Below are 14,167 nucleotides of genomic sequence, written 5' to 3' on the forward strand. Positions count from 1 at the left end.
CCACATTCGCGCCACTTGCCTGCGTTTGCGCCAGTTGTAACCGGCGCGTTCGCGAGTAAGTGGCGCGAATTTCGGGGGCGGCTGCAGCGGTTCTAGTCGGAGGCCTCGGACTGGCGGCTGTAGCGGGTGGCGAGCCAGGCGCAGATCATCAGCTGAACCTGGTGGAAGATCATCAGCGGCAGGACGATCAGGCCGATGGTGCGACCCTCGAACAGGACAGCGGCCATCGGCAGACCGGTGGTCAGTGATTTCTTGGTGCCGCAGAACTGGATTGCGATGGAATCGGCCCTGTCGAATCCGAGGCGCCGCGATCCGGCGCCGGTCAGCCACAGCATCACGGCCACCAGCACCACGGCCAGCACGACGAGGATCACCACCTGCCACCAGCTGACCTGACTCCAGATACCGTCCCGCACACCGTCACCGAACGCGGCGTACACAACGAGCACGATGATGCCGCGGTCGAAGAACTTCGTGAGGCTCTTGTGCGCCGCGATCCGCCGGCCCACCAGCGGCCTGAGCAACTGTCCGGCGATGAACGGCACCAGTAGTTGCAGGACGATCGTCACCACGGACGAGGCCGAGAACGAGATGTCGCCGGACGAGTTCATCAGAAGCACCACGAGCATCGGGGTGAGGAACACACCCAGCAGATTCGACGCCGAGGCGCTGACGATGGCGCCCGCGATGTTGCCGCGGGCGATCGAGGTGAAGTTGATCGATGACTGGACCGTCGACGGCACCAAACACAGGTAGAGCACACCGGTGGCGAGGTCGTCGCCGACGAGGTGCGGGAGCAACGGCCAGAGGGCCAGACCGAGCAGTGGGAACACCACGAAGGTGAACCCGAGGATTGTCAGGTGCAGACGCCAGTGGGTCAGACCGGTGAGGGCATCACGTGGGTGCAGTCGGGTGCCGTAGAGGAAGAAGAGCAGCCCGACGCCGATCTTGACCACCCAGTCGAGGATGTCGTCGGCGACGCCGCGGGCGGGGAAGATCGTCGCGACGACCACCGCGCCGATGATGGCCACCATGAAGCCATCGATGTTGAAGCGCTGAAGGAAGGCCAGCGGGGAGCGCGCCACGCCTTTAGTTGGCGGGAGCTGCGCCACCGGCGGCGCTGTCGGTGGTGCACATGCTCTGCAAAGAGCAGCTGGTGCAACCACCGCTGACACCGCAGTCAGAGGCGGGATCGGGCAGTGCTGCGGCCGCTCGGACGCCCAGTGACCCGATGACACCGGCCAGGCCGATACCGACCGCGATGGCCGCGATGGCGATGATCACGCCTGCGGTGCCACCGAGGAGAATCGCCAGGACGGCGCCCATCACCAGGACCACACCTGCGCAGATCAGACCGGGTCCGGCTACGCGGTTGGCCAGCTGGAACTTCTCGTCGCTGCCCATGGTCTCGGCGGAACGCACGCCGAGCCAACGGTTGCGGGGCAGGCGCCTCACGGTGCCCAGGACCCCGGGTACTCCGAAGACCAGCGCCAGCGCCAGAGCGACGACGGCGAGGATGTTTGCTGCGACGGTCACGCCCATACAATACGAGGCCCCGGAAAATCAATGGTCACCCAGGCCTGCCTGCAGCTCAGATGAGCCAGGCTTTACGCTGGTCAAGTGACTGGCCCGACGACTTCAGCCCCCGACGAATCCCCGCAGCACCGCTACACGGCAGAGCTGGCCGGGCAGATCGAGGCGCGATGGCAGCAGAACTGGACCGAGCGGCGCACTTTCGAGGCGCCCAACCCGGTGGGTGACCTGGCAGGTGATCTGTCGGTGTTCGACGGACCCGACGCCAAGCTCTTCGTCCAGGACATGTTCCCGTACCCCTCGGGCGCCGGACTCCACGTGGGGCATCCTCTCGGCTTCATCGCCACCGATGTGTACGCGCGGTTCCACCGGATGAACGGGCGCAACGTTCTGCACACGATGGGCTTCGATTCGTTCGGGCTCCCGGCCGAGCAGTACGCGGTGCAGACCGGAACGCATCCCCGCACGACCACCGAGGCCAACATCGAGCGGTACCTCGAACAGATCCGCCGGCTGGGCCTGGGCCACGACGAACGTCGCCGGGTCGCCACCACCGACGTCGACTTCTACCACTGGACCCAGTGGATCTTCCTGCAGATCTACAACGCCTGGTTCGACGGCGATGCAGGCAAGGCCCGCCGCATCCCCGAGTTGATCGCCGAATTCGATTCCGGAGCACGGACTCTCGCCGACGGCCGGGACTGGTCGGATCTGGATGAGGCTGCCAAGGCCGAGGTGATCGACGACTACCGGCTCGTCTACCAGAGTGATTCGCTGGTCAACTGGTGCCCCGGTCTGGGTACCGTGCTGGCCAACGAAGAGGTCACCGCCGACGGCCGCAGCGACCGCGGCAACTTCCCGGTGTTCCGTAAGCACCTGCGGCAGTGGATGATGCGCATCACCGCGTACAGCGACCGCCTGCTCGACGATCTGGAACTGCTGGACTGGCCCGAGAAGGTCAAGACCATGCAGCGCAACTGGATCGGCCGATCGCGCGGCGCGCAGGTCGCGTTCAGCGTCCCATCTGGTCGAGCTCCGGCTTCGCCTTCGTCTCCGGTGCGGGACTGTAAAATTGAGGTGTTCACCACCCGCCCCGACACCCTGTTCGGTGCGACGTACATGGTGCTCGCCCCCGAACACGAACTCGTCGATCAGCTGATCGCGGCGCAGTGGCCTGCCGATGTCAATCCGCTGTGGACCGGCGGCGCGGCAACTCCGGCGGAAGCTGTTGCCGCCTACCGGAAGACGATCGCAGCGAAGTCGGATCTCGAACGCCAGGAGAACAAGGAGAAGACCGGCGTCTTCACCGGCTCCTACGCCGTCAATCCGCTCAGCGGCGCGCAGGTCCCGGTGTTCATCGCCGACTACGTGCTGCTCGGTTACGGAACCGGCGCCATCATGGCGGTCCCGGCCCACGACGGCCGCGACTACGAGTTCGCCACCGCATTCGGGCTGCCGATCATCGAGGTCATCGGTTCGGAGCAGGGTGTGGCCGAGGAAGCCTTCACCGGTGACGGACCACTGGTCAACTCGGGCTTCCTCGACGGCATGCGGGTCGACGAGGCCAAGTCGGCCACCATCGAGCGTCTCGAAGCCGACGGCACCGGCAGCGGCACCGTTCAGTACAAGCTGCGCGACTGGCTCTTCGCGCGTCAGCGCTACTGGGGCGAACCATTCCCCATCGTCTACGACGTGTCCGGTGCGCCGCATGCGATCCCGGATTCGATGTTGCCGGTAGCACTTCCGGATGTCATCGACTACGCGCCGATCTCGTTCGACCCCGACGATCCGAACAGCGAACCGTCCCCTCCGCTGGCCAAGGCCACCGACTGGGTGAACGTCGAACTCGACCTCGGCGACGGACTCAAGCACTACACCCGCGACACCAACGTGATGCCGCAGTGGGCCGGTAGTTCCTGGTACCAGCTGCGTTACATCGACCCGACCAACTCGGAAGAACTGTGCGCCAAGGAGAACGAGGCGTACTGGATGGGGCCGCGGCCGGACATCCACGGTGAGAACGATCCCGGCGGGCTCGATCTGTACGTCGGTGGCGTCGAGCACGCGGTGCTGCACCTGCTGTACTCGCGTTTCTGGCACAAGGTGCTGTTCGACCTCGGGCACGTCAGCTCGGCCGAGCCGTACCGGCGCCTTTACAACCAGGGCATGATCCAGGCGTACGCGTACACCGATTCCCGTGGTGTCTACGTGCCTGCCGAGGAAGTCGTCGAAGAAGGTGGCAAGTTCTTCTACGAGGGCAAAGAGGTCAACCGCGAATACGGAAAGATGGGCAAGTCCCTGAAGAACTCCGTTGCGCCGGACGACATCTGCCGCGATTACGGTGCCGACACCCTGCGTGTCTACGAGATGTCGATGGGACCGCTGGACACCTCGCGGGCCTGGGCGACCAAGGACGTCGTCGGTGCGCAGCGATTCCTGCAGCGCGCCTGGCGTCTGGTGGTCGACGAGATGACCGGCAAGACCCGGGTCGTCGACGTGGATCTGTCCGATGACACCAATCGTCTGCTGCACAAGACGATCGACGGTGTGCGCGAGGACTATTCGAACCTGCGGGACAACACCGCAGTGGCGAAGTTGATCGAGCTGACCAACCACCTGACCAAGCAGTATCCCGACGGTGCTCCGCGCGATGCGGTCACCCCGCTGGTGCTCATGCTGGCGCCGGTGGCACCTCACGCAGCCGAAGAACTGTGGGAGCGTCTGGGCAACAACGGATCTCTTGCACACGGGCCGTTCCCGGTGGCGCAGGAGCAGTGGCTGGTCGACGACACCGTCGAGATCCCCATCCAGGTGAAGGGCAAGGTGCGCAGCCGGATGACGGTTGCGGCCGACGCAGACGAGGCGACGTTGCGTGCGACGGCGTTGGCGGACGAGAAGATCATCCCGTTGCTCGACGGTGAACCCCGCAAGGTCATCGTGGTACCCGGCCGAATGGTCAACATCATCCCCTGACCCCGGAATTGGTGGGTTTTGGCGAGTAAACGCGCAGGTCGCGGTCCCCAGAACCCACCAAGATGGGGCGGTCAGGACCTTTTCAAACGCAGTCGGCTGTAGATGAACAACAACAGGACCGCGGCCATGGCGCCGAGGATCGCGTAGCTGGTGCCCAGGGTGGTCATGTCGTGTTGCCAGAGGGGTTCGTCCTCGGTGGCCGAGCCGGGTGTTGTCCACTGCACCTCGACGGTGGAAGCTGCTGCGGCATAACCCCATCGACTCGGGATCAGCCACGCGATCTGTTCCAGTCCGGCCCTGTCATGCAGGGCGAAGAGGCCACCGCAGAACACCAGCTGGATCATCACCGCGACCACCAGTGGCGGCATGGTCTGTTCCGGGGTGCGAACGGACGCCGAGATGGCGAGGCCGATGAGGGCGCCGATGCAGGTGAGCAAGGCGAGGTCGATGCCGAGTTCAACTGTGGCAGGCAGGTATACGCCCTTACCGGGCGTGCCACGGCCGGCGTAACAGATCAACAGCATGATCACCGATTGCACAATTGCGAACACCGCGAAGACGAGGACCTTCGCGGCCAGGTAGGCGCCGGGGCGTAGTCCCACAGCACGTTCGCGCTCGAAGATCGAACGTTCACCGACCAGATCACGGACCGTGAGCGCCGACCCCATGAAGGTCGCACCGATCACCAGGATCACCAGGATCTGCAGGGTTTCAGTGGTTCCGGGTGCGTTGAGTCCGAATCCGGCCGACCCGGGGATCACCAGGGTCAGCGCTCCCAGGACCACCGGGAGCAGCAGGAGGAAAACCAGATATCCGCGGTCGGCCAGGATCAGCCGGAACTGCCTGCGGGTGATCGTGCTGACCTGCCGCAGGGCGCTCGCCTGACGGGAACGTGGCCGCGATGATCCGGGTTGCGGTGGCGCCGGTGGGGGTTGCCGTCGGACAGTGGCCCGGTACCGATTCGACGCCTCTTCCGGATGAGCGGCGACGTAGGTGAAGATCTCCGGCCAATCATCGGTGCCCATGGCGGTTTTCACGGATCCGGGCGGACCACAGAACGCGGTCCTTCCGCCGGGTGCGAGCAACAGCACCTGATCGCATATCGACAGGTGTGCCACGGAATGGGTGACGACGATGACCACACGACCGGCGTCGGCGAGACGGCGCAGGGTCTGCATCACCTGCCGGTCGAGTGCGGGGTCCAGCCCGGACGTCGGTTCGTCAAGAATCAGCAGTGCAGGCCCGGTCAGGAGTTCCATCGCCACTGATGCCCGTTTGCGTTGTCCACCAGAGAGTTTGTCGATTCTGGTACCGGTGTGTTCGGTCAATTGCAGCTCGGCGAGCACTCCGTCGATCACCAGATCCCGGTCGGCGCGGGACATATCCGGTGGCAGTCGCAGCTGCGCGGCATAGCGCAGAGCCTGGCGCAGGGTCAGCCGACTGTGCAGGACGTCGTCCTGCGGGACCATACCGATCCGGGTGCGCAGTGCGTCGTACTCTTCGTGAACGCCGTGCCCTTCGAACGTCACGGTTCCCGCGGATGGGTGGTGTGAACCCGAAACAATCTTGGACACAGTCGATTTGCCGGCGCCCGACGGTCCGATGATCGCGGTCAGTGTCCCGGGTGCGGCGGTGAAGTCGATGTCGTCGAGTAGCTGTTTGCCGTCGATGGTCATACTCACCGAACTGACGTGCACACCGCCGGAGACCACCGACCGGGCCTGACCGCGGACCAACTGACCTTCGGCGACCACGAAGTCGCTGTTGCCGATGGTGACGACATCGCCGTCGGTGAGGGGCTGCCGGGTGATCCGGCGGCCGTTGACAAACGTTCCGTTGACGCTGCGCAGGTCTTCGATCACCAGACCGGATGGGCTGCTGATCATCTGGGCGTGGTGGCGAGAAGCCAGTACGTCGCTGACGACGACATCGTTGTCCGGGGTGCGACCGATACGGATCGTGGATCCGCTGGCGATGTCGACGGCCTGTCGTTGCGGCGGCGGCTGATTCCCGGCGGTCTGGTACACCGCGGACATGTTCTGCCGCAGCGCCTGCATGTGCGGCCGGTCGTCGGCCCCGCGCGGCTTCTGCAGGGGCCGAATCGGTGCCGGAGCGGGTTCTGCGATTCTGAACCGCAACACCGGTCCGGCGTCGGGCCCACCGAGTCGGACGTCCTGTGTGCCGCGTAGGTTCACCGATTGCACCCGTTGACCACCGGCATAGATCCCGTTGGTGCTCCCGGCGTCGGTGATCGACCATCCGCCGTTCCAGGACAGCACCGCGTGCCGCCGGGAGATCAGCGGATGGTCGATCGTGATGTCGTTCTCGGGCACCCGGCCGATCTGGATCTGGGTCGCGCCGTCCACCGGCGGAGCCTGGATCCCATCGACCCATATCTGCAGTTCAGCGGGGATACGTGTGGTCATGGTCTGCTGTTACCTGACGTCGGGTGTTCGGTGAGCGCTGCCGGTGTCACCGGCGACTATTCGGGGCTCGCGACGGTGACGGGCTCCTGCCACTTCGAGGTGACGATGTTGACCTCGCCGCCCGAGACCTCAGCTGTGATCTGCACGAGGTTGTACGGGGCTTCGGCGGTGACCCACAGCGTGATGGGTAGCTCGGCACCGGTCTTGTCGACCTCGGGAAGGATCGGCTTGAGTTCCGTACTCGCGATGGTGCCCTCGATCTTGATCGCCTCGACACCGTTGACCTCCTCGGTGCCGACGACCGTCGGATTCTGGACCTTGGAGATCACATTGGCCAAACCCTTGTCCTTGTCGAGGATGATGGCCGGGTCGTAGATCCGCTGGGCCGGGCCGAGGTTGGCGTAGCTGTTTGCGCCTTCGCCGCGGGTGTAGAGGTTGCCGTTCGCGACGATGAAATCGGACGCCGTCAGGTTGTTGTTGATCCGGAACTCACCGGCACCCTGGGCGCCGACAACCGGCTGATTCGTGACATCACCGTCGATCTGTTGAATGGGCAGACTCTCGATCGACTCGTCGACCACCAGTGCGATGTGTACCGAGTTCATCATCCGGGTCGTCTGGGAGCTCTGCTCGATCACGGCAGCCGGATCAGTCGCGACCACCGACGGCTGAGTCGATCGAGATGTTTCCAGGATTGGCGGAACCGACTGGGACACAGTCGCTTCCGAATCGTTGGAACCTCCGCCGCCGCAGGCGGTCAGCAGAACGCCGGAGAGCGACAGTGCGACCGCGGCCGCGAACAGGTTTGTTTTCGAGCGCATGATTCGCGGGGTGCGAGAAGGTTGATTTGGCATGCTCAGGGACGGTATAGCCCCGCGCGGCATGTCAAAAGTCGTTCAATTGACCGTAATCGGTTTCCTCGCCCGGGAACATCGGACGCCTCCGCGTACTCCTATAGCCAAACCAAGACCGCTGCCGTCACCTGATTCCGGCAGCCGACACGGAGGAATCGGATGACTGAATTGCAGACCGACGAGGCGACAGACGTCGACGTCGATCAGGGGCCGGCGGCGGACCACGACCTCGGCCGGGCGCCCGGACCCGACGGCGGACCCCGCTTGGCCAATGTGTGGATCTACAAGGGCCGGGCCTACGACCTGACGGATTGGATCTCGAAGCATCCCGGCGGGGAGTTCTTCATCGGTCGCACGAAAAACCGCGATATCACCTCGATCATCGGCTCGTACCACAAGAATCCTGAGCGGGTCGAGAAGATGCTGGAGAAGTACGCCCTCGACCGCGACGCCGAGGTCGAGGACATCCACCCGAAGGCCAACGCACCGGACTTCCTGTTCAAGGAAGGCTTCGACAGCTGGCGTGACACCCCGCACTTCCGGTTCGACGACAAGAACGACCTGCTGCACCGGATCAAACGCCGGTTGCGCGAACCGGAACTCGCGGCCCGGATCAAGCGGATGGACACGATTTTCAACGTCGTGGTCGTCGCGTTGGTGCTGGCATATTTTGCCGTCCAAGGCCTGCGGCTGTATGACACCAGCTGGATGCCGTTGCCGGTCTTCGTGATCGCGATGGTGGTGCTGCGCAGCGGTATTGCCGGGTACGGACACTATGCGATCCACCGGGCGCAAAAGGGTGCAAACAAGGCGTTGGTCAGTGCCTTCGACATCAACTACGTCGCACTGTCCTTTGTCACCGCCGATGGCCATGCGCTGCTGCATCATCCACACACGCAGAGTGAGGTGGACATCAAGAAGAACGTCTTCACCTTCATGATGGATCTGCCGCGGGCCTTTCGGGTGCCGATCCACACCCTCCACAAGTTCGGGCACGCCACCACCGGCATGGTCATCCGGCTGCTGGAGATCTGCAAGCTGACCAGGCAAGTCGGTGTCTCCGACATGTACGGTTCGCTGCGAGGCGGACTGCCGCACTTCGTCGGTGCCTTCGGTCTGCGAGCCCTCTTGATCTCCGAACTCGCGATTTTCATTGCCGTTGGCGACTTCTGGGCCTGGCTGGCGCAGTTCGTCGCGGTCCTCTGGTTCAGTACCTTCCTGGTGGTGGCCAGTCACGACTTCGATGTCGACACCCACGACCTACCCGAGGTCGAGACCGACGACTGGGCCGTGGATCAGTTGGAGAAGGCATACGACCTCAAGGTCATCGGTAACCGTTATGCCGACTGCTTCTTGTCCGCCGGCCTCAGTTCGCACCGCGTGCACCACGTTCTTCCGTTCCAGCGCAGCGGCTTTGCCAACATCGCAACCGAAGACGTGGTGCGAGAAGAAGCTGCCGAGTTCGGTGTCGAATGGTTACCTGCCAAGAGCTTTGTCACCGACCGCCTGCCCAAGCAGTGCCGCGTCTACCTGGGTTCGCGGTCGCGGCCGGCCCAGGAACAGGGATGGGGCTTCTTCCGCGAGCACTTCTCACCGGCCGCACTCAAGACCTGTGCCGACTACACCATCAAAGGCTTCACCGGAATAGGGACGGTCTGACCCCTGCCCGACCCCATCCCAGCACATCCCCGCACCACCTCTCCCTTACCCGAAAGGACCACTCCCCCATGTCTGTCATCTCTGATCAGCCCATCACCGGATCGCATCCCACGTTTGTCGGCCGGCGTCCACACATCCGCCCGAGTCTGCCGCCGGCCCCGCCGACCACTGTCGCCGTGATCGAGGGCATCGCCACCGGCGCACCGGAGCAGGTCTTCTCCCAGGCCGATGCCGCCGAGGAGGTGGCCGCGCTGTTCACCGATCCGACTCAGCAGGCCCGCATCCGCCGGATTTACGAGAAGACCCGAATCAGCGAGCGTCACTTGGCCATCGACCCCACCGATCCCGAGTTCCGCGACTTCAGTGAGCGGCGTGGCACCATCCGCGAACGCATGAGCCTCTACCTCGAGCATGCCGCACCCCTGGCCGTCGACGTCGCCCGTCGGGCCCTGGGCAGCGTGAAGGGTGAGGTCGAGGTGGGATTGCTGGTGTTCGTCACGAGCACCGGGTTCATCGCGCCGGGTGTGGATGTCGCGGTGATCAAAGAGCTCGGCCTGCCCCGCAGTACCAATCGTGTGGTCGTGAACTTCATGGGCTGCGCGGCCGCGATGAACGGGATCCGCATCGCCGGTGACTTCGCCCGCGCCAACCCCGACAAGAAGGCCCTGGTGATCAGTCTCGAGGTGTCTTCGGTCAACGCCGTCTTCGCCGACGACATCAACGAGGTCATCACCCACAGCCTCTTCGGCGACGGGTGTGGTGCGGTGGTGGTCGGTGCCAGTGAGGTCCGTGCGCCGATCCCGGCAGGCCGGATCGTGATCCGCGAGACGTTCAGTCATCTCCTCGATGACGCGGAAGACGGAATCGTGTTGGGAGTCAACGACAACGGGATCACCTGCGAACTCGCGGAGGATCTCCCCCAGTACATCTTCCGCGGTGTCGACCCGGTGATCACCCGGGTTCTGGGCTCTCACGGCCTCGGCAAGTCCGACGTCGACCTGTGGGCGATCCACCCCGGTGGCCCGAAGATCATCAACGAATCGGCGCATTCGCTCGGAATCGATCCGGAGCGCGCCGACGTCAGCTGGGACATCCTGGCCCGTTACGGGAACATGCTCAGCGTCTCGTTGATCTTTGTGCTCGAGCAGATGGCGCAGCGTGGTGCCGACACCAACGAGGAGTCCACCACCGGTGTTGCCTTCTCCTTTGCCCCCGGAGTCACCCTGGAGGGCCTCCTCTTCGACATCGTCCGTCGCTGACGCGACCACCGAGTCAACAAACAAAAGGTCAAACATCATGCAGCTCATCAGATTTCTGATCTCCGTGTCCTGGAAGGGCATCGCATTCGCAGTGATCGCCGGTTTGATCGGCGGTGCGGCCAACGCGTACCTGGTCACGCAGATCAACACCGTGGTCTCACCGCCGCCCCACCCGGACAACATGGTCATCCGATTCGCCATCACTGCGATTGTCGTCCTGGTCACCGGGCTGCTGTCCCAGATCGTGCTGATCCATTTGGCGCAGAGCGCGATCTACCGATTGCGGGCCAAGCTCAGCGCCGGCGTGGTGTCGGCTCCGCTCGAACAACTCGAACGTCTGGGTATGCATCGGTTGATCGCAACACTCACCGAGGACGTGCGTGCGCTGTCGATGGCGGTCTCGGCGATTCCGAGCATCTGCATCGACGCCGCCACCATCGTCGGATGCCTGGTGTTCCTGGCGATGCTCTCCGGCCCGATCTTTGCGATCACCGTGGGATCGACACTGCTGGCGATCATGTGTGTGGAGACGGTGTTGCGACGGGTGCGGGCCATCTATCAGCACGCTCGGGAACGTGAGGACGACCTGCTGCGCTCCTTCCAGTCGGTAACCTTCGGCATCAAGGAACTCAAGCTGCATCGCGGACGCCGTCAGGACTTCATGGACCGGCATCTGCTCGGCACCGCCGAGGACCTGCGTGCCAAGAATGTCTCTGCCGGAGCCAAGTTCTCGATTGCCCAGGGTTTCGGTCAGCTCTGCCAGCTGGCGACCATGGCATTCATTTTGTTCGGTTTGGCTCTGCTGCTGGACATTCCGCACGAGCACATGATCGGCTACGTGCTGATCACGACGTTCCTGGCGATGCCGATGCAGAACATGATGCACCTGATCCCCGACATCCTCCGTGGTGATGTGGCGCTGGCGAAGATCAGGGACATGGACCTGTCGATGATGTCGGCCGATGACGAGTCGAACCTGCCGTACACCGATCGGCCGGTGGTCGCAGGCGCCCGGATCGAGCTGCGCGGGCTGGGCTACGCCTATCACGGCGAGCAGCTGACCGGTCCTCCCCCGCCACCCCAGAAACCAGGCAAGCCGGGTCAGCGACCGTCCGGTCCACCTCCGGGTGGCCCCGACGACGGTGCCGGTTTTCACCTCGGACCCATCGACCTGACGCTCGATCCCGGGCAGGTCACCTTCATCGTGGGTGGCAACGGGAGCGGCAAATCGACTCTGGCCAAACTGATCACGGGCCTGTACGCACCTCACCACGGACAGGTGGTGCTCAACGGCGAGCCCATCGACCACAACAATGTGGAGTGGTACCGGCAGAACGTGTCGGCTGTCTTCACCGACTTCCACCTGTTCGAGGACTACCTCGGATTCGATCGGCCCGGAATCGACGACGAGGTGCGCGGTTACCTGCATCAGCTGCAGATCGCCCACAAGGTGACGGTGTCCGACGGCAAGCTGTCGACCATCAATCTGTCACAGGGACAACGCAAGCGACTGAGCCTGGTGACGGCGCTGCTCGAGGATCGTCCCATCTACATCTTCGACGAATGGGCGGCCGATCAGGAACCACAGTTCCGGGAGTTCTTCTATCGGCGCATCCTGCGTGACCTCAAAGAGGCAGGCAAGACGGTCGTGGTGATCACCCACGACGATCGCTACTTCGATCTTGCCGATCAACTGGTCAAACTCGACTTCGGACGTCTCGCGCAGGTCGGTGAGTTCGCCGGCAATATGGCGAATCAACTTGTGGCCCCGTAGAACTGCTGACAGACTCGACTTCGACCGGACCTGGTTTGTCCGATCGGAGTCGAGTTCGGCTCCAGGGCAGGACGACGGGTTGGAGACGAACAGATGGCGCGTGCCCCACGGCGGTCAGCGATGTTGCGTGGTCTGGCGATCGTCGCCGGTGTGCTGGTGGTGTACGTGTCGGTTCTGCTCCTGTATGCCCTGGGCGGTTCCGGCAATCAGCCCGACACCCGTGAGCCTGCTGCCGATGGCGTGCTCGTGTATCTCGATATAGACACCGTGAATGGCGCGGAGTATTCGTTCGGCGGGCATGTGTCGGTGTATCCCGGTGGCAATCTGGTGGACGAGGACGGCAACCTCAAGGACGCTCTGCTGATCGACATCTCACCGATGGTTGCGAATCAGCGGATCGAATTCGCCAGTGGGACACGGCCGGGGATGCTGGCGGTCTCGCTCTATGCCTACGGCGACATCCGCACCTGGCCCTTCGACGAGTACACCTCGGAGTCTGTTGTGGTGCGCGGCGTGAGCGAGATCGGCGACGAGCGCGAACCACTCGAGACCGAGGTCGCGATCACCGATTCGCTCAGCGGCTGGGACATCGATGCCGGTGACGACGACCCCGGTGCGGGACAGTCATTCACCATCGAGGGGTCGAGATCTGCCGGATCCCTCGTCTTCGATCTGGCGCTCTGCGCGATGCTGGTGGTGCTCCCCGTCTGTACGTTGTTCGTCGCGATCCAGACGGTGCGCCGGCGCAAGGCGTTTCAGCCGCCGATGGTCACCTGGTTCGCCGTCATGTTGTTTGCCGTCCTCCCACTGCGCAACATCTTCCCCGGTACGCCGCCGTTCGGATCGTGGGTCGACTACACCGTGGTGCTGTGGGTGGTGGCCGGGTTGATCTCGGCCATGGCGTTGTATGTGATCGCCTGGTGGCGCCAGGCCCCGTGAGACTCGGCTCGGCCTGACCACAGGGTGGGGCCTTGTGTGCCGGATGGTGTTGTTCGCCCTCGCGATGAGTTTTCGAACTGTCGGCGGTCTGTTTGTGCATGAAGCGCAAGTTCTCGGATGTGTGGCCGGTGGTGCATGCCGAGCGGGTCCAGCTGGTCGGTGATCTGCGCGGCATACCCGCTGATGCGTGGTCGACGCCCTCGTTGTGTCCGGGTTGGGATGTGCACGATGTCCTGGCACACCTGGTCGACTCGGCGATGACCACCAGGTCCAGCTTTGCGCGACGAATGATCCTGGCACGCTTCGACTTCGATCGAGACAATGCCACCGGTATCGCAAGGCAGAAACGGGATGACCCCCGCGACACGCTCGAGGCAATGCGCGCCGTTGCCGAGTCGACCAGGACGCCGCCGGCCAATCCGGCAACACGTCTTGTCGAAGCGTTTGTCCATGGCGAGGACATTCGCCGGCCGCTCGGCATCGACGCGCACTACTCCGTGGACTCCGTTGTGGATGCCCTGGGTTATCAGGCGGTCACCGCGGTCGGCTTCGGCGGTGGACGCGAACGGGTGTCTGGCCTGCGCCTGATCGCAACCGACTCCGAGTTCGTCCACGGCCTCGATACCGGGGACGATGTCCGCGGTCAGACCATCGATCTACTGCTGGCGGTCTCGGGCCGGCTGGTGCCCACGGGCGCGCTCTCGGGTTCAGGGGCAGCAACGCTGATCGACGACTGAGCGATTGGACGAT

At 63.9% G+C, this 14,167-nt stretch carries 10 protein-coding genes; 6 read left to right on the forward strand and 4 right to left on the reverse strand.

Annotated elements, in window-relative coordinates:
- Window positions 1-92 precede the first annotated feature (92 nt).
- Both AC1D75_RS03435 and AC1D75_RS03440 read right to left on the reverse strand, forming a co-directional pair.
- Entirely contained in the window at window positions 93-1,034 is a 942-nt protein-coding gene (locus AC1D75_RS03435; protein WP_495515969.1) for a bile acid:sodium symporter family protein, read from the reverse strand.
- A 55-nt stretch (window positions 1,035-1,089) separates the two neighbouring features.
- A complete protein-coding gene (locus AC1D75_RS03440; RefSeq protein ID WP_495513904.1) occupies window positions 1,090-1,536 on the reverse strand; it encodes an SdpI family protein in 447 nt (148 codons plus the stop codon).
- 84 nt (window positions 1,537-1,620) lie between these two features.
- Between AC1D75_RS03440 and leuS the strand changes: the two genes are divergently transcribed.
- Window positions 1,621-4,506 (forward strand): leucine--tRNA ligase, encoded by a 2,886-nt coding sequence (leuS, locus tag AC1D75_RS03445; protein ID WP_495513905.1) that lies wholly within the window; start codon window positions 1,621-1,623, stop codon window positions 4,504-4,506.
- Window positions 4,507-4,577: 71 nt separating this feature from the next.
- Here the strand turns inward: leuS and AC1D75_RS03450 are convergent, their stop codons facing one another.
- Together AC1D75_RS03450 and AC1D75_RS03455 are read right to left on the reverse strand one after the other, a co-directional pair.
- Window positions 4,578-6,932, reverse strand: a complete 2,355-nt coding sequence (locus tag AC1D75_RS03450) for an FHA domain-containing protein (RefSeq protein WP_495513906.1) — start codon at window positions 6,930-6,932, stop codon at window positions 4,578-4,580.
- 56 nt (window positions 6,933-6,988) lie between these two features.
- Window positions 6,989-7,753 (reverse strand): LppX_LprAFG lipoprotein, encoded by a 765-nt coding sequence (locus tag AC1D75_RS03455; RefSeq protein ID WP_495513907.1) that lies wholly within the window; start codon window positions 7,751-7,753, stop codon window positions 6,989-6,991.
- Between the two features lie 192 nt (window positions 7,754-7,945).
- Between AC1D75_RS03455 and AC1D75_RS03460 the strand changes: the two genes are divergently transcribed.
- The 5 genes from AC1D75_RS03460 to AC1D75_RS03480 all read left to right on the forward strand — a co-directional run bounded on the left by AC1D75_RS03460 (window position 7,946) and on the right by AC1D75_RS03480 (window position 14,154).
- Window positions 7,946-9,445, forward strand: a complete 1,500-nt coding sequence (locus AC1D75_RS03460) for a cytochrome b5 domain-containing protein (RefSeq protein ID WP_495513908.1) — start codon at window positions 7,946-7,948, stop codon at window positions 9,443-9,445.
- A gap of 68 nt (window positions 9,446-9,513) precedes the next feature.
- Window positions 9,514-10,704 (forward strand): type III polyketide synthase, encoded by a 1,191-nt coding sequence (locus AC1D75_RS03465; RefSeq protein ID WP_495513909.1) that lies wholly within the window; start codon window positions 9,514-9,516, stop codon window positions 10,702-10,704.
- A 37-nt stretch (window positions 10,705-10,741) separates the two neighbouring features.
- On the forward strand, window positions 10,742-12,478 hold the full coding sequence (locus tag AC1D75_RS03470; RefSeq protein WP_495513910.1) for an ATP-binding cassette domain-containing protein: 1,737 nt from the start codon (window positions 10,742-10,744) through the stop codon (window positions 12,476-12,478).
- A 93-nt stretch (window positions 12,479-12,571) separates the two neighbouring features.
- A complete protein-coding gene (locus AC1D75_RS03475) occupies window positions 12,572-13,417 on the forward strand; it encodes a DUF8686 domain-containing protein (RefSeq protein ID WP_495513911.1) in 846 nt (281 codons plus the stop codon).
- 98 nt (window positions 13,418-13,515) lie between these two features.
- Complete coding sequence (locus AC1D75_RS03480; RefSeq protein ID WP_495513912.1) at window positions 13,516-14,154, forward strand: maleylpyruvate isomerase family mycothiol-dependent enzyme; 639 nt, start codon at window positions 13,516-13,518, stop codon at window positions 14,152-14,154.
- The last annotated feature ends 13 nt before the right edge of the window (window positions 14,155-14,167 follow it).

Source organism: Williamsia sp. Y712, from assembly GCF_059445525.1.